The following is an 18,504-nucleotide window of genomic DNA, read 5'->3' on the forward strand; positions in this document are numbered from 1 at the left end:
GCCGAAGGCGGACGGTACGGGGTGGTCGGGGCGGTTCCGGACGGTTCCGGGCGGGACTCAGGTGGCGAAGAAGAGCCCGGCGTCGCAGCCGGCGGGCGTGTACTCGGCGAGCCTGGTGCGCAGGTTGTCCTCCCGCTGAGGCTGGAAGAGGTGGTGCAGCGCGCCGGGCTCCGAGCCGTTGTCGCCGCCTCGGCGGATCTCCTGGGCGCAGGTGTCGGCGAGCCGCACGTAGTCGGGCGAGCCGTACCGGGTGTCGGCGAAACGCAGCACCACCCGCCCCGGATCGCCGGAGTGGTCGGGTTCGCAGTGGAAGCGGGGCGGCGTCACCGAGCCCGGCGGAAGCCAGCAGAACCGTACGGAGCCCTGGTCGCGCCGGTCGATCCGCACCTCGCCGTCCAGCAGGCAGTTCTCCAGCACGTCCACGGCCCGGGCGCGCACGGCCCCGATGACGGTGGTGCGCCGGGCCGTGAGGACGACGTCCGCGGTGCCACCGTCCGGGGAGCCGACCGCCGTCGCCTCGCGCAGCGTCGCGTCCAGCACGCTGTCGCACACGTCGACCCGGTGGGGCTCCCGCCCGTCGCGGCCCGCCACGGTGACGGCGCCGAGGACGCTGTGCCGGATCTCGGTGCGGACCGGGCTCCCGGCGATGTGCAGGCTGGGCGCTCCGGGAGCCAACGGCCTGCCCTGGTCCGGTTCCCAGCCCGGTACGAAGGTGCAGTGCCGGACGACGAGACGGTCCACGCCGCCTCGTACGCGCACGTAACCGCCCGCCACCAGCAGCCCGTCGAGGACGATGCGCGCCGTGGCCTCGGACGGGAGCCCGTTCTCGGGACCGGTGATCGTCAGCGCGCGCGGACTGTCGTCGCCGCGCCGGCCACGCAGCCGGATGACGGGACGGACCCCGTCGGCGGCGCGCAGGGTGAGCCGGTCTCCCGGGTCGAGGCGGATGTCGTCCGGCTCCGTCCAGACGTCGTTGGAGGTGATCTCCACGATCGCCTCCGCCTTGTGCGGGTGCCCCCGCTTCGCCGCCTGCCAGTGGTCGAGCGCGTCGGCGATGCTGCGGTGGTTCTCGTCGGGGCCCACCCGGTAGCGCTCGACGCTGTCGGCGGGCACGGGCTCGGGACGGGGGTACTCGCCGCCGCCGAGGTCGCCCGAGAACGCGTGGTGGTAGGTCACCCGGACACCGTGGGCGGGAGCCGTGCCCGGCGGGAGCATCAGGCGGCCGAGGACGGGGTCGACGGCGACCTGCCCGGCACGGGGCCGGTACCGCCAGTCGGACAGGTCGGCGGCGACGATCCGTCCGAGGGGCACCACGTCGTCCACGGCGTGGGGGCCGGTCCACACGCACAGGCTCTTGCCGGGCCCGTAGTAGTCGTAGAGCCGGTCGGCGAGCGCCCTGCGGCCGATGGGCTCCGGGACGTTCGTCCGGTCCGCGACGTGACAGCTCGACGGCTCCGGTACGGGGGCGGTGAACAGGGGTGTGTCGATGGCGAGCACGTTGAAGGTGTAGCAGGCCCGGTCGCGATCCAGGCAGTAGGCGGGGGCGCGTGTCACGGAGTAGGGGCGCAGCCGCCACAGGTGCAGCCCGACCGACTGGATGCCGTAGCGGCCGGGGCGGCGGGCGGAACCGGCGCGCGGCACCTCCACGGTGCGGGCGAACGGGTCGAAGGCACCTCCCAGTTGGTCCAGGTCGGCCGGGCGGCGGACGTCGACGAGTCCGCCGCGCACCGGTCCGCGGCTCCCGGACCCGGTCTCGGAGGTCCAGCGCCGTACGGGCTGCGTGACGCAGAGCAGACGACGGTGCTCGACGACGCGCGCGGGCCACCCGGCCACGGCCGACGCGAGGTCCTCGAGGAGTGCCAGGGTGCCCTTGCGGCGGCGGTTGACGACGGTGTCGGCGACATCGCGGCGGGGTACCGCCGCGGCCGGCAGGCCGGTCCCCCGGGAGGTGTCGTCGGACAGGGCGGAGACGATCCCGGGCAGCAGCTCGTATCCGACGAGGTCCCCGATGTAGGGCACCACCCAGTCGTCGCAGGTCTCGATGAACCAGTTGTCGTAGAGCCGTTCGATGTCCTCCTGGAGGACGGTGACCTGTTCGGCGACGACCGTCAGCAGGGCGCGCAGCGGCCCGCCTTCCGCCTCGTCACGCCGACGGTGCACCGCGGGCAGCAGCGCGTACAGCTCGTCGGGGGTCATGGAATCCTCCGCAGGATCAGCGTGTCGGGCACGGCCGGGTCGAGCAGGACCAGCTGGGCGGGGCGCATCATCGCGCGGGGCGCGGTCCCGGCGGTCCGCGGGCCGGCCGGGGGTGCGGCGACCGGGTGGTGCAGCAGTACCGTCGGGGCCTGCGCGGCGTCGACGGCGGCGGCCGGATGCGGTGGGGCGCCCTCCGGAGCGCGGCCGGACGTCACCGGGGCGATGACCAGGCGCGGGCCGGCGGGCAGGGCGGGCACGCACGGGACGACGGAGGGGTGTTGCGCGAACTGGACGACCGAGGCCGCGTCCGCGCCCTCGGGCACGCCCCCGAACGCGTCGACGTCGACGAAGTCGACGCCGGGAACCGCGTGGGCGGCGGCGACGACGGCGCTCAGGTACACGGGATGGCCCAGGTGCGCCCCCGCGAATCCCAGGCGCTCGGCCAGCGCCTCGCGCACCCGCCGCTCGACCTTCTCCGGGAGGTGGTCGGAGGCCGTGCGCACGCCCATCACCACCACGAGGCGCACGCGTTCGCACGGTTCGACCCGTACCGGCAGGGCGGGGTCGCCGTACCGGCGCAGCGCCGTGCGCAGTGCGGCGAGCAGGGGGGAGGAGGTGTCCAGCGGGGCGTCGTCGGCGGCGGCCACGGTGACGTGCAGGAAGGGGCGGCCGTCGTCCACGCAGCGGCGTGCCACGGCCTTGCCGACGCCCGCGAAGGCGCGGGCGAAGGACTGGAAGTCGCGCACCGACACCAGCCGGTCGAAGGCGGCCTGGCGCAGGGGGATGGCCCGGCGCAGCTCCGCCGGGCCGTCGGCGTCGGCCCCTCCGGTCGCGGGCAGCGGATTGGTGACGCCGCTGACGCCGAGGGGCTTGCTCACGACCTGGTTGATCCGGCCGGCCGCGGCATTGCCGGCGCGTCCGCCGCCGATGCGGTAGCGGGCGGTGACGTTCTCCGTGCCGGTGGGCAGCCGGGCGCCCTGCCGGCCGTCCCCGAACTCCACGGCGGCCCGCCCGTCGGGGCCTGCCCGCAGGCTGAACACCCGCGCCGTGGGCCCCGCCTCGCTCAGGTCGGCGGTCCGCCGCCACGCCACGTCGTCGACGCGCACCGTGAGGGCCTCCTCGCCGCCGTCGGCGCTGGTCGACGGCAGCCAGACGAGCGGGCCCCGGCGCAGCGGCAGCACCTGTCCGGCCCGGGTGGCGTCACCGCTGCCGAGCACTTCGGTGACGGTCTCGCCCGCGGTCGCCGGGACGACGTTGCCGTGCACGACGACCGTGTCCCGGCGGTAGCGGTGCGCGAGCGGCGCCGTCAGCCGCAGCGTGGTGCGCACCCGGTCGTCGCAGGACGTGCCGTCGAAGGCGTGACGCACACCGGCGAGGACGGCGAGTTCGGAGCCCGGCACGCCCGCGCGGCGACCGGTGGCCGCACCGTCCTCCGGCACGACGTCCGTGCGCTCGCCCGAGACGACGAGCAGCCTGCCGGGGGCCAGCCCCTCGAAGACTCCGTCCAGCGGCACCGTGTCGCCCGCCAGATCGTCGGTGTCGGTCGAAGGAGCGAGGACCAGCGGCTCACCGGCCGCCCACACGGTGGTGGCCCGTCGGACCGAGATGTCCTCGCAGTCCTCGGTCCACGGCTCGGCCAGCCGCAGCCGCGTCACCCGCAGGGCGTCCTGGTCGTTGGCGACGGACAGCCGCCCCACCTCGACGACCCGGATGACGCGGATGCGCGCGCGGCCCGCCACCTGCACGGCGATCCAGCTGCCCGGCTGGATCGCCTCGTGCACCGCGTCCAGCAGCAGGACGTCGTTCGCGAGCGGTCCGTCGTCCTCGGACCGGGACGGCGCCGCCGCGCGCAGCAGCCGCCTCACCCGGCCGTCGTCCGGGAGCGAGGCGCCCAGCGGGGTGGCGGTGACGCGGAAGTGCTGCACGCCGGGCGGTGCCGTGGCCGGAACGGAGACGGCGGACAGCGCCCGGTACAGGGACTCGGTGAGCCCGGGCCGGTTGCCCGCCAGCAGCCGGGGCAGCGCGTCGGATCCCGGGCCCAGGGCATCGCTGACGCCGGGCGCCGGCCGGGGCGGCGTCTTGCCCGGCCCGAGCGCGTGCAGCAGCGGGTCCACCGCGTGCACGACCCGCCCGCCGGGGCTGCCGAGGTCCCGCAGCAGTGCCTCCCCGCCGGCCGGGGCCGCCGGCGCGGGCTCCTCGTTCAGACGCCGGACCGCGTCCTGGACGGTCGCGATCCGTACGGCGGCCCGCTCGGCCAGCGCGTCCACGTCCACGTCGTCGCCGAGGGCGGCGAGACGCTCGCGCAGCCGGCGCAGCCTGCGGTCCAGCCGGGCCGCGAGCGTGTCCGGGTCGCGCAGTTCCTCGGCGCGTTGCCGCACCTCCCGCAGCATGTCCAGCAGTTCCTCGAACGGCCCCCGCGACGGCGCGCGCTCCGCGGCCTCCTCCACGTCCTCCCGCAGCGCCTCCACCGCGTTGTCCAGCTGCCGCGGTGGGTCGGGAACCCGCAGCCGCACGGTGGTCCGCGCAAGCGCGGGGTCCCGTTCGACGCCCGTCACGAGCCGTGTGAGGTTCAGGCGCGCGTCGGGATAGGTGAACAGCAGGCGGTCACCGGGGCGCAGGGCGTGCTGCACGCCGTCCACGTCGACGGAGGCGATGCCGGTGACGACGTCGGGCGTGAGCGTGGTCGGGCGCGTGGTGCGCACGGGCAGCGCGCTCCACTCCGCCCGGGCGGTGAGGTCACTCGTGGTCTCGAACACCGCGGGCAGCCCGCCGGGTTCGGGCTCGCTCTTGACCTGCGAGCCGGCCGGTACGACGCAGGACGTCCCGGCGTCCAGGGTGTAGGCGAGATGGGCGGTGGCCGCGAGTGCCGGGCGCGGCCGGTGACCGACCAGCCGGCCGAGCCGGGTCAGGGACTCCTGCTCGGTCGCCGTGCGCAGGAACCCCTCGTTGGCGATGCGCTCCTGGTAGAACGTCAGCACGTCGGCGACGACGGCCCAGGCGTCGAGCAGGGCGATCGAGGGATCGTCGGGTTCCCGGGTGGTCAGCGCGGCCAGCGGCGGCCGTTCGCCGGCCGGGGAGAGCCGCGCCAGCATCGCGTCGAGGAACTCCCGGTGACTGCCCACGCGGTAGGCCAGCTCGGGCAGTCCGGGCCGGTTCCACACCCGGGCCGGGTCGCGGCCGCCGGTGCCCTGCCCGCCGGGGGGAGTGCCGGTCATCGTCCGCCTCTCAGACGCAGGGTCAGACGCCCGTTCTCCGGGCGGGTGACGTCACCGTCGAGCCGCGGGATCTCCAGGGGCCGCAGGCGCAGCTCCCCGGAGGCCGGTACGTCCGGCCCCGTGGTCTGCGCTCCGGAGGGCCGGAACCTGCGCAGCAGCGTCACCTCGGCGTGCCGGACCCCCGGTACGCCCATGCAGAGCGCCACCAGGGCACTGGCCCGTACCGGAGTGCCGAAGGTCAGCGCCGACGGGTCGAAGAGCCCCAGGGTGCCGTCGGGCCGGCGTCCCGGGAGGAAGGCGCGCTGCAGCGCCTCGCGCACATGGGCGGTGACGTAGTGCGGGTCGACGAGGACGTACAGCGCGACGTCGAGCGGGACCAGCAGGGCGGGGCGGGTCACGACGTCGTGACCGATGCGCCGGTAGGGGTGCAGCGCGGCGCGCACGTCCGCCAGCAGGGCCGGCGACGGCACGGCGGTGCCGGCCGGGTCGAGGGCGACGTCGGCCTCGTACCAGCTGCCGGTCCAGCGCAGGGTGGCGGCGGCGCGCTGCACCTCGGGGTGGGCCGCGGCGAGCGTGGCGTAGTCCTCGGCGGTGACGGCGCGCAGCAGGGTGCGGAAGGCGGAGCGGGGGGCGGCGAGCCGCGCCTCGGCCACCGGCTCGGGATCGGTGCCGCCGGTCACCGGCACCGGGTTGCGGACGCGCGTGACGGACGGCAGCGTGCTGTCGCGGTGGGTGATCCGGTTGACGACCTCACTGCCCGCGTTGCCCGACCGGCCGTTGCCCACCCGGTAGGCGAGGCGCAGCCGGGTTCCCGGGCGGGGCGCCCGCCCGCACCGGCCGTCTCCGAAGCGGAGGGTGAGCACACCCTCGTCGTCGGTCTCGCCCACGAAGTGGCGGTCGAGGGGACCGCTCCCCAGGAGATCCCGGCGGGGGGTCCACCGGGCCCCGGCACCGTCCGCCCCGTCGGTCTCCGTCACGTGCAGCACCGGCAGCGCCTCACGCGGATCGGGGCGCAGCGCGGTGCGGGCCGGGCCGTGAAGGGCGGGGTTGTCGCGGTGCAGCGCCTCCGCGGCCTCGTGCCCCCAGGTCGTCTCGAGTTCCCAGTCCGCGTCCGCGGGATCCAGGACGTATCCGGACCGGGCCCGGCGCACGAGTGTGTCCAGGCGGCGCAGCTTGGGTTCGAGCAGCCCGTGGAAGCGGGACAGCAGCCGGGCGAAGGTGTCGTGGCGGACGGTGGCGTCGGAGAGGTCGCCGACCCGGGACGCGCCGAACCACGTGCGCAGGAAGTCGCGCTCGTCCTCGTCGAGTCCCGCCGCTTCGTGGTGCAGGTCGCGCAGCCGGTCGCGCGCCTCGCCGGGGAGGGCGAGCAGCCGGCGGGCCTGCGCGGCGGCGACGTCGGCCGGTCGCGGGTACGGCGGCGACCAGGTGACGGGCGTGCCGCGCACCGTCGCGGTGAAGGGCCGGGCGGGCGCGGCGCCGTCCGCCGCCTCCGGCACCTTGACGGTCTCCTCGGCGTCCTCGCCCGGCAGCCAGGTGTGGTCCAGGCCGTGTTCGACGAGGAGGGCGTTGCCGCACGCCACGACGGACGCGCCGGGCCGCCCGTCGGGCCCCGGCGGGTTCCGGACCGACAGGGGGAAGGCGAGGGCGTCCTCGTCCGCCCAGGCGATCTTCACGACCGGGATGCCGGAATGGGCGTCGACGTCGCGCGTGGCGCGGGTGAGGCGGACGGCCTGCCGGTGGCCGGGGTCGGGTGCGCCGCCCCCGGGACCGTGTCTCTCCTCCAGGACGAGAAGGTCTCCGGCCTTCAGGCGCAGCGCGCGCTGTCCGCCGTGCCCGTCGAGGAGGGCGGCCCGCGTGGTGCCCTCGGGCAGCAGGAACGTGTCCTGCCCCCACGCCCACAGCGGTACGGCGTTGTGCTCCGGGCGCAGTTCCACCGTGCGCCGCTCCAGCGGCTGGTACACCGGATGCGGGCCGGCGGTGAGTGCCTCCCGGGACATCGTCGGGCCGCCCGCCCCGGCGCTCGCGTCCTCCGGCAGCGCGGTGAACGCCAGGTCCTCGGTCCGCACGGTCCGCTGCGTGGACGTCTCGACGCACACGACGGTGCGGGCCGCGCAGCCGTCGTGCAGGGAGTAGCCGACGAGGCGGGCGTGCCGCCGCACCGAGGTGCGCAGCCGGGCGGTGTCCAGGTAGGCCTCGGTGGCCACGGCGTCCTGCTGGTAGCTGAGCCCGTCGCCGACGTGGGCCAGGAGCTCGACCAGGGTGATCCAGAGGTCGGGCACGTGCCGCTCGGTCCACTGCGGCAGGGTGAGCGACAGCCGCTCCAGGACGAGGCGCCGGAAGCTGGCGTAGTCCTTGGTCAGATAGTCGATCGCCGGCGCCGGGCCGACGGGTGGCCCGCCCGCGGGCACGGTGTGCGGCGCGCCCCGCGGGGGGCGCCGCACACCGGGATCGAAGGTGAAGTCCGCCCGGTCGTGGGCGCCGTGGAAGCCCCGTCCGAGCAGCCGTAGCCGGTACGTCGAGTCGTCGCCGGGCCGGTCCAGGTCCAGCCGGAGCCGTGTCACGCCGTCGCCGTCCGGTTCCGGTCCGGCCTCGGGGGTGACCCGTACGACGCGGATGCCGCCGACGCGCCGTCCGCCCTCGATCAGGAAGCTGTTGCGGTTCACGCGCCGCGGAAGGGTGCCGAAGAAGGCGACGGTCAGCGCGCGCCGGTCCGGGTGCGCCCGTACCTCCGCGATACCGGCCGGTTCCCGCGCGCGCAGGTCGTCGTCCGGGCCGTCCAGCACGGTCATGAGAGGGCTCCTCCGCTCACGGTGACGGTGCGGTGCTCCCCGGTCGCGGTGAGCACGTACGCGACGTGGACGTGCAGCGTCGCCTCCTCCGAGGTCACGGTGAGGGACTCCACGGTGAGCAGGTCGCCGAGCCAGCGCTGCAGCGCCGCCTGCGCGGCCACCTCCAGGGTGGCGGCCAGCTCGGGGCTGTTGCCGACGAAGACCAGGTCGAGGTGGTTGCACCCGAAGTCCGGCCGGTTGACGCGTTCTCCCGGAGTCGTGAACAGGACCAGTTCGACCATGTCCCGCACATGGTCGGCGTGGCGGGCCGTCGCCGTGCGCCCCCGGGCGTCGAACCGGTAGGGGAACTCGATGTCCATGCGGTCACATCCCCCGGACCCTGAACTGCATCGCCAGCACCATCGGCGGGTTGGGCGGCGGTGTGCCCACGCCGACGGCCGGGGCGACGCCGACGGGCGGGGACGGCTGGAGCAGGACCGGCAGACCGTTCACGAACACCCGGGCCGAGGTGTGCAGCCAGACGACGCTCGTGCAGGGCGGCGCGCCGAGCGTGACGGCCGGGAAGCTGCACCCGGCCACGAGGAACGTGTCGGCGCTGGTCGCGACCGGCTGGGGGCCCACCAGGACGCGCTGCTGGACCGGGGCGGGGATGGTCACGAGGCCGGGCGGGTGGGCGCACATCATCATCGCGCCGTAGTGGAGCAGCAGTCCGGGCATGGGTTCCTCACAGCACCGTCAACGCGCCGTTGTTCACGCTGACCTGGGGACCGGCCAGTTGCACGGTGGCCAGTCCGGGCCCGCACGAGATCTCGATCGACGTCTCGGTGATCCTGATGAACGGGCCGTTCTCCCCGTGCAGCTGGAGCTTGATGCCCCCGGCGGGGCCCGGCATGTCACTGATCACCAGGGCGTTCCCGGAGGGCGTGGCCAGGACGATCTGCGGGACGCCCGGCGGCGCGGACTTGGCGGCCGGCGGGACGTCCCCGGGCCCGCCGCGACGGAATCCGACGCACACCGCCCGCTCCGGGTCGCCGTCGAGGAACCGCACCCACACCCCGGAGTCCGGTGGCGGCACCACGTACATGCCGCAGTCCGGGCCGGCCAGCGGGGGCAGCGGTGCGGCCCACACGGCCGCCTCGGTGCCCAGCACCTCGGGGACGCGCACCAGGAGGCGGCCGATGCCGGTCGGGTCCACGGCCGACTCGACGACACCCTCGTACATGCCCGGCCACTGTCCCGTCCGGGCCGTCGTCCCTGCTGCCGGGGTTGTCATGGGGTCACCGTCCGGGTGTCGGCGCCGAGTCCGTCACGGACCAGCGTGAAGTGCTGCCTGAAGGTATCGCGCGTGAGGTCGTGGGTGACGCCCGCCACGAAATAGCGCCCGTCATACGCCCGTCCGGCTCCGCGCACGCCCACCAGGCCGTGCGCGGTGAGGACGTGGCCGTAGCGCAGCACGTCGAGCGTGCCGTGGCCGGTGACGGCGTCGGTGGCGAGCCTGCGGCCGAGTCCGGCCAGCAGCGTCCTGGTCGGGGAGCGGCCGGTCTGGCCGCCGAGCGCTGCGGTGCGCAGGACCTGTACGGGGCTCTCGGCGAGGCTCCGGCGCAGCAGAGCGGGTTCGGGCGCGGTGAGCTCGGAGGCGGTCGTGGACGACGGTTCGAGGTGGTGGGTCCGCAGGCCGGAGTCGGCGAGGGCGTCGAGGGCGAAGGTCAGCTCCTCCACGTTGTCGGCGGCGCCGCAGCCGGTGGTGAGGGCCGGTTGCAGCGCCCCGTCGCGGTTCTGCGGGCCCCAGTAGGCGGTGCTGACGCCCGGCGCCGGGCCGGGTTCGAGGTGGAAGACGTGCCCGACGTCCGACGCCATCGACCGCAGATAGGCGAGATCGGTCGACGACTGGACCGGAATGTCGATCAGCGGGTTCGGCTGGTCGGCGAGCACCGGAGCCACGGTCCGCGGCGTGATGCCGTACTGCGCGTACGCGGCGCAGACCGTGGCCGCCCGCAGGTGCGGCGGCAGCCCGGGGTACGCGCGCCTGACGTGTTCCAGGTCCATGAGGGTCGACAGGTCCTCGCCGGTGACGACGAGGAACGACCGGCCCGGCTCCCGCACGGCGTGCATCTCCTGATGGGTGATCACCCCGTCCGCGAGGACGTGGCACCGGCCGGCCAGGATCACGGCGACCACGACGCGCTTCTTCGGGTGCAGCGCCCCGCCCGGCATGACGGCCTGCGCCGGCGCGGATCCGGCACTGACGGCGAAGGTCAGCTGGAAGCCGCCGGTCCGGCCGCTGGCGGAGGTGATCCGCGCCCCGTGCAGGGCGTCGACGAGCGCCGCCGGGGCCGGGGCGGGCACGACGTCCCCGACGAGCAGCATGAGGTGCAGGGAGTGGGCCGTCACGGGGCCGTCCCGCCGCCGGCGCCCGGCGCGGAGGCCTCGGCGGGCAGGGTGATCCGCAGCCGCCGGCCGGGAACGGCGGTCAGCTCGTCCGGACGCGTCGCCCTGTTCGCGTCGGCGATCCGCCACGACTGCTCGGGATCCCCGTACCGCCGGGCCGCGATCCGGTCCAGCCGGTCCCCGGCGACGACGACGTGCTCACCCACGGCCGTGAGTTCCTCGGGCCGGGGCAGGAAGCGGCGGCGCAGGTGGGCGACGGTCCCGCCGCCGGGCAGGGTGTACGTGGTGGTGGGCACCGCGTGGTACCTGCTGTTGGGCTCGATCACGCCCGACCTCCTCCGTCCTGGTGGTGCACGGTTCAGCCCCCCGCGTAGCCGACGGCCCCGGGGCCGTATCCGACGAGTCCCGCGAAGCGTTCCCTGCTCTGCTGGTACTGCAGGTGGAGACCGCCCGCCCGGTGGCTGAAGCCGACGTCGTCGACGGTGAGGATCCGCACCGTCAGCGTCACCCGCGCCCGGATCGGGTTCAGGTCCCCGTCGTACGCCTCCTCCGTCACGTCGATGTCCAGCATCCGGACGGGCAGCACCCGCCGCGGGCCGAGCACCAGCACCGGCAGCGGGGCCTGCACGGGGGCGATCTCCAGGATTCCCCTGGCGGCCAGATCGTTCTGCCGGGTCAGCTGCTCGGCCGTGGGACTGACGGCCGTCTCCAGCGCGGACAACATCCCGAACAGCCCGGACTCCGCGGGACCGCCCGCCGCCCCCGGCTGGTCGGTGGCGTCGAGCTCCGCGTCGACGCGGAAGGTCTCGCACGGCGGTCCCTGCAACCGCAGTGCCTCCAGCCGGTCCCCCGCGTCCGCGCCGATGCCCCGCGGGCGGAGCGTACGGGTGATGCTGTCGGGGTTGTACTGGAACGGCACGACGCGCAGCACACGTCCCTGCTCGGGATCGAGGAAGACGATGCCGCCCCTCCGGGGCGCGGGTGAACTCATGGCCTGCGCTCACCTGCCCCCGGCCGTGACCGCACCGGCTCGCGGACGTCCAGCTCACGCAGCACGGCCAGGGCGACCCGCCGGCCGAGGGCGGCGATCGCGTCGTCCGCCGGTACGGCGCGGCGACCGCCCCCGCCCCGGTCGGCGGGGGCGAGGCCGAGCCGCACCGCGAGTTCCGCCTCCACGGCCGCGCACAGCGCGGCCCGGGACGGCACGGCGGCCGCGTCGAGCTCCAGCCGGCGGATGCGCAGTTCGACACGGCCGGCCGTCATGTGATCACCACCGCCGCGTCGGGGTCGAACCGCCCGGTGTCCCCGTCGACCAGCGGACTGTCCACGCCGTCCACGCGAAGGCGCAGCGGATACCGCCCCGGCGCGCCCGCCGCCAGCCGGAACCGCAGGGTGCCGGTGGCCCGCGTGAAGGGTTCGGCCGTCACCGGCCGGCCGGCCACGAGCAGTTCCACCCGTTGCCCCGGGTGAACAGCGGGTGCGCACGTCACCTCCAGCACCGCGGCTCCCTCCGGGTCGAGTACGACGGTCAGCGGCAGGGGGCTCGTGACGCGCGGCGCGACCCGCAGGGTCCGGGGCCGGGTGGTCCGCTCGGCGCCGTCGGCGTCGGTGAGCACGACGACCGCCGACCAGCGGCCCGCCCCGAGGTCCTCGCCCAGCGTGGCGCGCACCGCGCCGGCCGTGTCGGCGCGGGCCGGCAGCACGACCGGCGGCCCGCCGAGCAGCAGGTGCGTCAGGCGCACGCTCGGTGTTCCCACGGCCAGCCCGGTGCCGCTGAGCACGACGTCCGATCCCGGCGCGGCCACCGAGGGACCGACGGCCTCCAGCACCGGCCACGGTGCCACCGCCGTCGGCGCCGCCGCCGGACCGGCCCCGGCCTCCCCACGACGCAGCACCGGCAGCGGCGTGCGCCCGGGAACGGAACTGTCGATCAGGACGACGCGGGCCTCGTAGGCCACCGACAGCCGGTAGCCGCCGCCCAGGGACGACCACAGGCGGCACATCTCGTCGGCCGTCAGCGCCGACGGCGTGAGCTTCACCGGTTCCTGTTGCAGGTGCAGATCGCTGAAGTCCGCGGCGGTCCTGAGATCGTCCGCCCGCAGCTCGGGCCGGTCGTGCAGCGCGGACATCGCCGCCCCGATCAGCCGCTCCGGAAGGGTGGAGTCCTCACCCGGCGACGCGTACGCGGAGAACAAATAGTGCAGGGCGAGCGCCAGCGCCGGGTGGCGGGTCTCACCGGGGTGCGTGCCGACCGGGTCGGTGTTCCGCCAGGCCGCGTCGACGTCGGTTCTGTACAGGAAGACGTTCAGCGCCGGTCCGGCCTGCGCGGCGTCGGCGTCGCCCGCGTCGTAGGGGTGACGGGCGGTCACGCGCGCGCCCGGCACCGCGCGCCGGACGGCGTCGCCGAGGACGGCCCGCAGGGTCTCCGTCACCGCGGCGATGGCGAGCGCGTCGCTCACGGCCGCCTCCCGAGGTACTCGTCGAGGCTCAGCCGCGAGCGCCGCGGTGGAGCCGGGGCGTCGACGACGGCTTCGGCGGGCGCGGCGCGCACGACCAGACGGTCGATGGTGACGTGTACGACGGTCTCCACGGGCTCCGCCGCCGGTGAGTCGGAGGGCGCCCGGCGCGTCTCGGAGGCGGATCGACGGGTCACGGGCGTCGCGGTACGGGCGGGTCCGGAAGACGCACGCGGAGGTGAGGACGTCCGGGGCTCGTCGACGACGGGGTGGGCGGCGGACGACTGAGGGGACGGCGCGCTTCCGGTGACGAGGGGTGCGGCGGGGCGGTCGGGTGACGCCGTGGTGGCTTCACCGGCCTCGACGCTCTCGACGCTCTCGGCGAGCCGGGTGACCGCGGGGGTGTCGGCGGTCGCTGGTGCCACGGGGGGAGCGGAGGGCGTGGGAGGCGTGGGAGGCGTGGTGCGCGTGGGGGAAGCCGACGGGGGGTGTGTCGGCGCGGAGGAGGTCCCGGCGGAGCCACCGACATGGGCACGTCGCACCGCAGGGGCGGGCTCACGTGGCACGGCAGACGCTCGCCCCGGAGCGCGCGAGACCTCGGGAGTCCCCTGCGGCTGTGGTTGCGGACGCGACGGCGGCTGTGGACGCGGTCCCGGTTCCCGCGCCGCCTCGGGACCGGGCAGCGGCTCCTGCGATGACACGTCAGGGTTGGCGCGGATCCCATGCGCGCGCAGGTGCGGCGGGGGAGAGGCCGACACGGAGTGCGCTGCCCACGGCGGTGCGGCCGGCGAGGCCTGCGGTTCGCCGGATGACGGCGTGGTGGAGGTGGGATCCGCCGGATCGGTCCGGGCGGGCGTATCGACGGCGGACGGAGGGCCGTCGGCGGGCGGCGGGGAGGCGAACGAGCGTGGCCCCGGACCGACGGAACGCGTTGCCCGCGGCGGTGCGGCCGGCGAGGCGTGCGGTTCGCCGGATGACGGCGTGGTGGAGGTGGGATCCGTCGGGTCGGTCCGGGCGGGCGTATCGACGGCGGACGGAGGCCCGTCGGCGGGCGGCGGGGAGGCGATCGAGCGAGGCCCCGGGCCGAGGGTGGGCCCATGCTGGGCGTCACGGCGAGCGGGGTGACGGGGGCGGTCGGGACGGTCGTGGCGCGCGGAACCCTGCCTCGGTTGTCCGTCGGAGGCACGGGGGCGGTCGGGGCGCGCGGGACGGTCGGCGTGCGCGGGACCAGGCCCCAGCACCGGCCGGTCGGCGGCACGGGCACGGTCCTCGTCCGTCGGTGACGGGCCGGCCGACGGGGTGCGGTCACGGGTCACGGCGCCGGTAGGGGAAGGCTGGGGGGTGCCGACGTACGAGGGCATGGACGGGCTCCGCTCACCAGAAGCCGTCCGCTCGTCCGTGTTGTCGCCATCGCCATCGCCATCGTCGGCGTCACCGGCTCCGGCTCCGGCAACGGCATCGGCTACGGGCACAGGTTGGGACGGCGGCGCCGGCGGGGCAGGCGCAGTCGTTCCGGGCGCCATGCCGGCGGCCGTACCGGGCGTCATGCCGGTGGCCGTGCCGGGTGCCACGCCAGCGGTCGTACCGGGGGCCACGTCAGCCGCAGTACCGGGTGCCACGCCGGCCGTCGTACCGGGCGCCACGCCAACCGCCGCCACCGCCACCGCACTCGCGGCCGCCGCCGGCTCCTCGGCGTCCTCCACGAGGTTCGCGTCCGGCAGGTCCGTGGCGCCGCCCGGCAGGTAGGGCGCCCGTCGGCCGAAGGCGTGGGGTGCCAGCGGCCGGAGGCGCGGGCCCGGAGCGCCGAGCAGCCGGTCCACGAAGTCGGTCATCCGGAACTCACCTCCAGGTAGAACTGCCGCCGCGCCGGGCTGACCGACAGCACGTCGGCCTCCGACCAGCCGTAGGCCCGCGCCAGGGCGTGGACGTCGTGCAGGACCCCGCGCGCGTAACCGGACACGTCGCTCCACACGTGGTCGGCGATGTCGAGGGCGGCCTCCCAACGGTGTTCGCACTGGGGGCAGTCCAGCGTGAGCACGGTGTCGGCGCCCGGGTCGAGCTCCGCCAGCCGCGACGCCAGGGCGTCGAGTACGTCGTCGGGGAGGTCGTCGGCGGGCGGGCTGACGCTCAGCAGGCACCGGCGCACCAGAGTCCGGCGCGCCCCGGGTGCCGTGGGGTCGACGGCCCGGAGGTCCCGGCCGGTGAGGGCACGGTAGGCGAGCGTGAAGCCACCCGTCGTCAACGTGGCCGTGGCCGGCGCGGCGACCGCCTCTCCGGTCCGGCCGCCGGCAGCGGCCGGCCGCAGTTCGTCCGCCGCCACCGTGACGTCGAGGCTGTCGCCGCACGCCGGGCACTCGGTCGTGCAGGGCAACGCGTCGCCGAAGGCGCCGCACCGCAGGTCCAGGAGGAGGGCGTTCACGGCGCTCAACGGCAGGTCGGCGATGTCCTGTTCGCCGGGGGAGGCCATCGCCATCGAGGCGATCAGGAGGGCCCGGGCCGCCGGCGTGCTGTCCAGTCCGCCCTCCCAGACGTCGAGGACGTTCGCTTCGGTCAGTCGACGCGGCACGCGGTCACCCGGCGGTATCGGTGAACTGCGAATCCTGAGGCTGCTCGGTGTGTTCCCGCACCCAGCCGTGGTGCTCGACCTTGATCCGCTCGAAGGCGACGCCGCTGGATCCGGCGTCGAGTTCGTGCAGGCCGTGGTACTCGGAGACCCAGCAGTCGTGGACGGAGTAGGACAGCACCTGCTGGCCGCCCTCGTCGAAGACGTCGATGATGAGGTCACGCCGGAAGTCCTTGAGGGAGGTCTCCAGACCGCCCGCCGAGTTCTTCAGGCTCCAGACTCTGTTGGCCCACTCCTCGAAGGCCGTGTCGGTGGTGCATCCGCGTTCCAGGGTGATGGCCTCGTACTCGGTGCGGCCGGGGAGCTTGCGGCTGGTGCCGGGGTCTCCGCCGTCGCGGTGCCGGATGACCTCGGTCGTCCGTCTGAGCCCGCTGACCTTGCTGATTCCGGCGATGTAGGCCGTCTCCCCGCTGAACTTCACCCGGAACCGGAAGTTCTTGAAGGGATCGCGACGTGTGACTTCCGGCATCGGTCGTCCTCCTAGACCTGGATCTGACCGGCGAGTTGCTGGATGTGGACGATCACGAACTCGGCGGGCTTCAGAGGGGCGAAGCCCACGTGGATGTTCACGATTCCGCGATCGATGTCGTTCTGTGGGTTGGTGTCCTTGTCGCACTTGACCAGGTAGGCCTCCTGGGGAGTCCGGCCCTGGAACGCGCCGGCGCGGAACAGCGAGTTCATGAAGGCGCCGACGTTGAGCCGGACGGACGCCCACAGCGGTTCGTCGTTCGGCTCGAACACCACCCACTGCGTGCCCCGGAACAGGCTTTCCTCGATGAAGAGGGCCAGGCGGCGGACCGGCAGGTACTTCCACTCGTCGGCGAGCCGGTCGGAGCCGCGCAGGGTGCGGGCTCCCCAGGCGACCGGGCCGGCCGCCGGCAGCCGTCGCAGGCAGTTGATGCCGACCGGGTTGAGCCGCCCCATCTCCAGGTCGGTCAGCGGCACTTCGAGATCGCTGACACCGGTCAGCGAGGCGTCCGTACCGGCCGGGGCCTTCCACACGCCGCGCTGGACGTCGGTGCGGGCCAGGACGCCGGCCATCACCCCGCAGGGCGGGAAGGCCCGGACCGCGCCGCCGAGCAGCGGGTCGGGCGCGAGGACACGGGGATAGTAGACAGCGGCGTTCTTGCCGTCGACGCCCGCTTCGACGTCCGCGGCGTGTTCGAGGACGGCGGCCACGACACCGGCGTTGGAAGCGCCGCTCGGTGGGGTCGGGCTCGTCCACGTCGGGGGCGGGTCGACCAGGAGGACGGCCCGTCGTTGCACGCACAGTTGCAGCGCCTCGGCCCGCAGTGACTTGGTCGCGCCGCCCTGGCGCTCGTCGAGAGAGTGGGCGTCCGGCAGGCAGAGGATGTTGAAGATGTCCGTCTTCAGCAGCTGGTACAGGCCGGTCTTCTCCGCCGGCTTGCCCACGTAGTCCGTTGGGGCCGGAAGCGTGTCCTCGGCGGCACCGCTCGCGCCGGCGTCGGCCGGCGCGTAGTAGAACGGTGCCTTCCCCGTCGGCCCGTCCGGCGTCTTGGCCGCGAAGGGGTCGGATCCGTCCTCCGGGACGGAGTTCTCCGGTGGCACCGTGTCGAGGGTGGCGCCGGGTGCGAGGCGGACGAGCTGGGACGACTCCAGGAGCTGGGCGAGGTGGCGCGGGCTGCCCGGCTTGATACTGACGTTGAGGTACCGCTCCTCGGCGCCGGTCGCCATGTCGCGCACCGTCAGGTTGAACAGCTCGTGCGGCGGGTTGGGGCGGTCCTCCAGGGCGGAGGGTTCGAACTCGGAGGTGTCGTGGTCGACACGGGCGCGCAGGTTCCGCGCCCACCGCCCCGGCGAGGCGGCGACGAGGCCCGGCGTCCGGGCGGTGTCCCCGCCCTGACGATCGGAGCCATGCCTCCCCGAGCCGCCGGAGCCGCCTGAACTGCCGGAGCCGGCTGAACCGCCGGAGCCGCCCGAACCGCCGGAGCCGGCTGAACCGCCGGAGCCGCCTGAACCGCCGGAGCCGCCCGAACCGCCCGAGCCGGCTGAACCGCCCGAGCCGCCGGAGCCGCCTGAACTGCCCGAGCCGCCCGAGCCGCCCGCCCCGCTCCGCCCTCGGCTCTGCTCGCCGGAGGCTGCGTCGTCCCCTGTGCCGGGGGAGGCTTCCGCCGCCTCGTCGTCCTCCGCGGGCGGGGACGGCGTCCGGGCGGGCCGCCGCGCGGGCGGGGGCGTCGCCAGAGGCAGGTGGACGAGCTCCTCGTCCGTCTTCACCACCCTGACGATCTCGGCCTCGCTCCCGCCGTTCAGGTAGAACTGGTACACCGCGTAGCTCATCGGGCAGTTCGCCTGGAGACCACCGAAGTTGGCCTCGTAGTCGGCCCAGCCGGTGATGTGCACCGGCCGGTCCACCGGACCGCGGGGGGCGTGACCGACGAACGCGGCGACCGAGGTCGGAACGCCCGTGATCGTCCTGACGGAACTCTTGACCTCGTCGATGTAGACGCCTGGGTAGGTGACGTTCACCGGCATGCCAGCACCTTCTCTCCGTCCGGTATGCGCCCGGCCCGGTGTCCGCGGGGAGGATGCAGGGACGTGGGTCCGCCGGACGTCGGCCCGGCAGGACTCTGATCGTGATCTGCGAGCACCATATACAGACAAATCGGACCACGGCGCTCTGTGTGCCGACCGGCTCCGTCGATCAGGTGACGACCTGCCGACCGGTCGGCGGCACGGCGTCCGGCAGGGACCGGAGCGATGTTCCAGCAGGCAGGGAGCCGTCCTGGAGGAGTCCGAAGTGCTGCGCACTCTGTCCAAGTCCAAGATCTGACTATTTGGCGTCGCCGCAGGTCAGGGGCATCATGTGCCCCCCTCAG

The 18,504-nt window shown here is 75.0% G+C and carries 15 protein-coding genes; all 15 read right to left on the reverse strand.

Annotated features, from left to right (window positions below; all coding sequences use genetic code 11):
* Positions 1-57 precede the first annotated feature (57 nt).
* The 15 genes from ABZ621_RS32220 to ABZ621_RS32290 all read right to left on the reverse strand — a co-directional run bounded on the left by ABZ621_RS32220 (position 58) and on the right by ABZ621_RS32290 (position 18,160).
* Positions 58-2,196, reverse strand: a complete 2,139-nt coding sequence (locus ABZ621_RS32220; RefSeq protein WP_360609989.1) for a hypothetical protein — start codon at positions 2,194-2,196, stop codon at positions 58-60.
* Entirely contained in the window at positions 2,193-5,411 is a 3,219-nt protein-coding gene (locus tag ABZ621_RS32225) for a putative baseplate assembly protein (RefSeq protein WP_360609990.1), read from the reverse strand. Before ABZ621_RS32225 ends, ABZ621_RS32220 begins: the two co-directional genes overlap by 4 nt.
* Positions 5,408-8,200: a putative baseplate assembly protein gene (locus ABZ621_RS32230; protein WP_360609991.1), complete on the reverse strand. Its 2,793-nt coding sequence runs from the start codon at positions 8,198-8,200 to the stop codon at positions 5,408-5,410. Before ABZ621_RS32230 ends, ABZ621_RS32225 begins: the two co-directional genes overlap by 4 nt.
* Entirely contained in the window at positions 8,197-8,559 is a 363-nt protein-coding gene (locus ABZ621_RS32235; protein ID WP_360609992.1) for a GPW/gp25 family protein, read from the reverse strand. Before ABZ621_RS32235 ends, ABZ621_RS32230 begins: the two co-directional genes overlap by 4 nt.
* A 4-nt stretch (positions 8,560-8,563) precedes the next feature.
* Positions 8,564-8,917, reverse strand: coding sequence for a hypothetical protein (locus tag ABZ621_RS32240; RefSeq protein WP_360609993.1), 354 nt, complete (start codon positions 8,915-8,917; stop codon positions 8,564-8,566).
* Positions 8,918-8,924: 7 nt separating this feature from the next.
* Positions 8,925-9,473, reverse strand: a complete 549-nt coding sequence (locus ABZ621_RS32245; RefSeq protein WP_360609994.1) for a phage baseplate assembly protein V — start codon at positions 9,471-9,473, stop codon at positions 8,925-8,927.
* A complete protein-coding gene (locus ABZ621_RS32250) occupies positions 9,470-10,591 on the reverse strand; it encodes a hypothetical protein (protein ID WP_360609995.1) in 1,122 nt (373 codons plus the stop codon). Before ABZ621_RS32250 ends, ABZ621_RS32245 begins: the two co-directional genes overlap by 4 nt.
* Positions 10,588-10,914 carry a LysM domain-containing protein gene (locus ABZ621_RS32255; RefSeq protein ID WP_360609996.1) on the reverse strand — a complete coding sequence of 109 codons (327 nt, stop codon included), beginning with the start codon at positions 10,912-10,914 and terminating at the stop codon, positions 10,588-10,590. Before ABZ621_RS32255 ends, ABZ621_RS32250 begins: the two co-directional genes overlap by 4 nt.
* A 32-nt stretch (positions 10,915-10,946) precedes the next feature.
* On the reverse strand, positions 10,947-11,579 hold the full coding sequence (locus tag ABZ621_RS32260) for a hypothetical protein (RefSeq protein WP_360609997.1): 633 nt from the start codon (positions 11,577-11,579) through the stop codon (positions 10,947-10,949).
* Positions 11,576-11,851, reverse strand: a complete 276-nt coding sequence (locus tag ABZ621_RS32265) for a hypothetical protein (protein WP_360609998.1) — start codon at positions 11,849-11,851, stop codon at positions 11,576-11,578. Before ABZ621_RS32265 ends, ABZ621_RS32260 begins: the two co-directional genes overlap by 4 nt.
* Complete coding sequence (locus tag ABZ621_RS32270) at positions 11,848-13,047, reverse strand: DUF4255 domain-containing protein (protein WP_360609999.1); 1,200 nt, start codon at positions 13,045-13,047, stop codon at positions 11,848-11,850. Before ABZ621_RS32270 ends, ABZ621_RS32265 begins: the two co-directional genes overlap by 4 nt.
* Positions 13,044-13,241, reverse strand: a complete 198-nt coding sequence (locus ABZ621_RS32275; protein WP_360610000.1) for a hypothetical protein — start codon at positions 13,239-13,241, stop codon at positions 13,044-13,046. The genes ABZ621_RS32270 and ABZ621_RS32275 overlap by 4 nt, the downstream gene beginning before the upstream one ends.
* A 1,631-nt stretch (positions 13,242-14,872) precedes the next feature.
* Entirely contained in the window at positions 14,873-15,610 is a 738-nt protein-coding gene (locus ABZ621_RS32280) for a hypothetical protein (protein ID WP_360610001.1), read from the reverse strand.
* Positions 15,611-15,614: 4 nt separating this feature from the next.
* Complete coding sequence (locus ABZ621_RS32285) at positions 15,615-16,136, reverse strand: phage tail protein (protein WP_360610002.1); 522 nt, start codon at positions 16,134-16,136, stop codon at positions 15,615-15,617.
* Positions 16,137-16,147: 11 nt separating this feature from the next.
* Positions 16,148-18,160: a phage tail sheath subtilisin-like domain-containing protein gene (locus ABZ621_RS32290; protein WP_360610003.1), complete on the reverse strand. Its 2,013-nt coding sequence runs from the start codon at positions 18,158-18,160 to the stop codon at positions 16,148-16,150.
* Positions 18,161-18,504: the final 344 nt, after the last annotated feature.

The organism is Streptomyces sp. NPDC007863 (genome assembly GCF_040633895.1).
GTDB lineage: Bacteria > Actinomycetota > Actinomycetes > Streptomycetales > Streptomycetaceae > Streptomyces.

What these genes read in the sequence shown, in the direction of transcription:
- ABZ621_RS32220 (WP_360609989.1), bottom strand. Translation starts at nt 2,196, where the DNA reads ATGACCCCCGACGAGCTGTACGCGCTGCTGCCCGCGGTGCACCGTCGG.
- ABZ621_RS32225 (WP_360609990.1), bottom strand. Translation starts at nt 5,411, where the DNA reads ATGACCGGCACTCCCCCCGGCGGGCAGGGCACCGGCGGCCGCGACCCG.
- ABZ621_RS32230 (WP_360609991.1), bottom strand. Translation starts at nt 8,200, where the DNA reads ATGACCGTGCTGGACGGCCCGGACGACGACCTGCGCGCGCGGGAACCG.
- ABZ621_RS32235 (WP_360609992.1), bottom strand. Translation starts at nt 8,559, where the DNA reads ATGGACATCGAGTTCCCCTACCGGTTCGACGCCCGGGGGCGCACGGCG.
- ABZ621_RS32240 (WP_360609993.1), bottom strand. Translation starts at nt 8,917, where the DNA reads ATGCCCGGACTGCTGCTCCACTACGGCGCGATGATGATGTGCGCCCAC.
- ABZ621_RS32245 (WP_360609994.1), bottom strand. Translation starts at nt 9,473, where the DNA reads ATGACAACCCCGGCAGCAGGGACGACGGCCCGGACGGGACAGTGGCCG.
- ABZ621_RS32260 (WP_360609997.1), bottom strand. Translation starts at nt 11,579, where the DNA reads ATGAGTTCACCCGCGCCCCGGAGGGGCGGCATCGTCTTCCTCGATCCC.
- ABZ621_RS32265 (WP_360609998.1), bottom strand. Translation starts at nt 11,851, where the DNA reads ATGACGGCCGGCCGTGTCGAACTGCGCATCCGCCGGCTGGAGCTCGAC.
- ABZ621_RS32285 (WP_360610002.1), bottom strand. Translation starts at nt 16,136, where the DNA reads ATGCCGGAAGTCACACGTCGCGATCCCTTCAAGAACTTCCGGTTCCGG.
- ABZ621_RS32290 (WP_360610003.1), bottom strand. Translation starts at nt 18,160, where the DNA reads ATGCCGGTGAACGTCACCTACCCAGGCGTCTACATCGACGAGGTCAAG.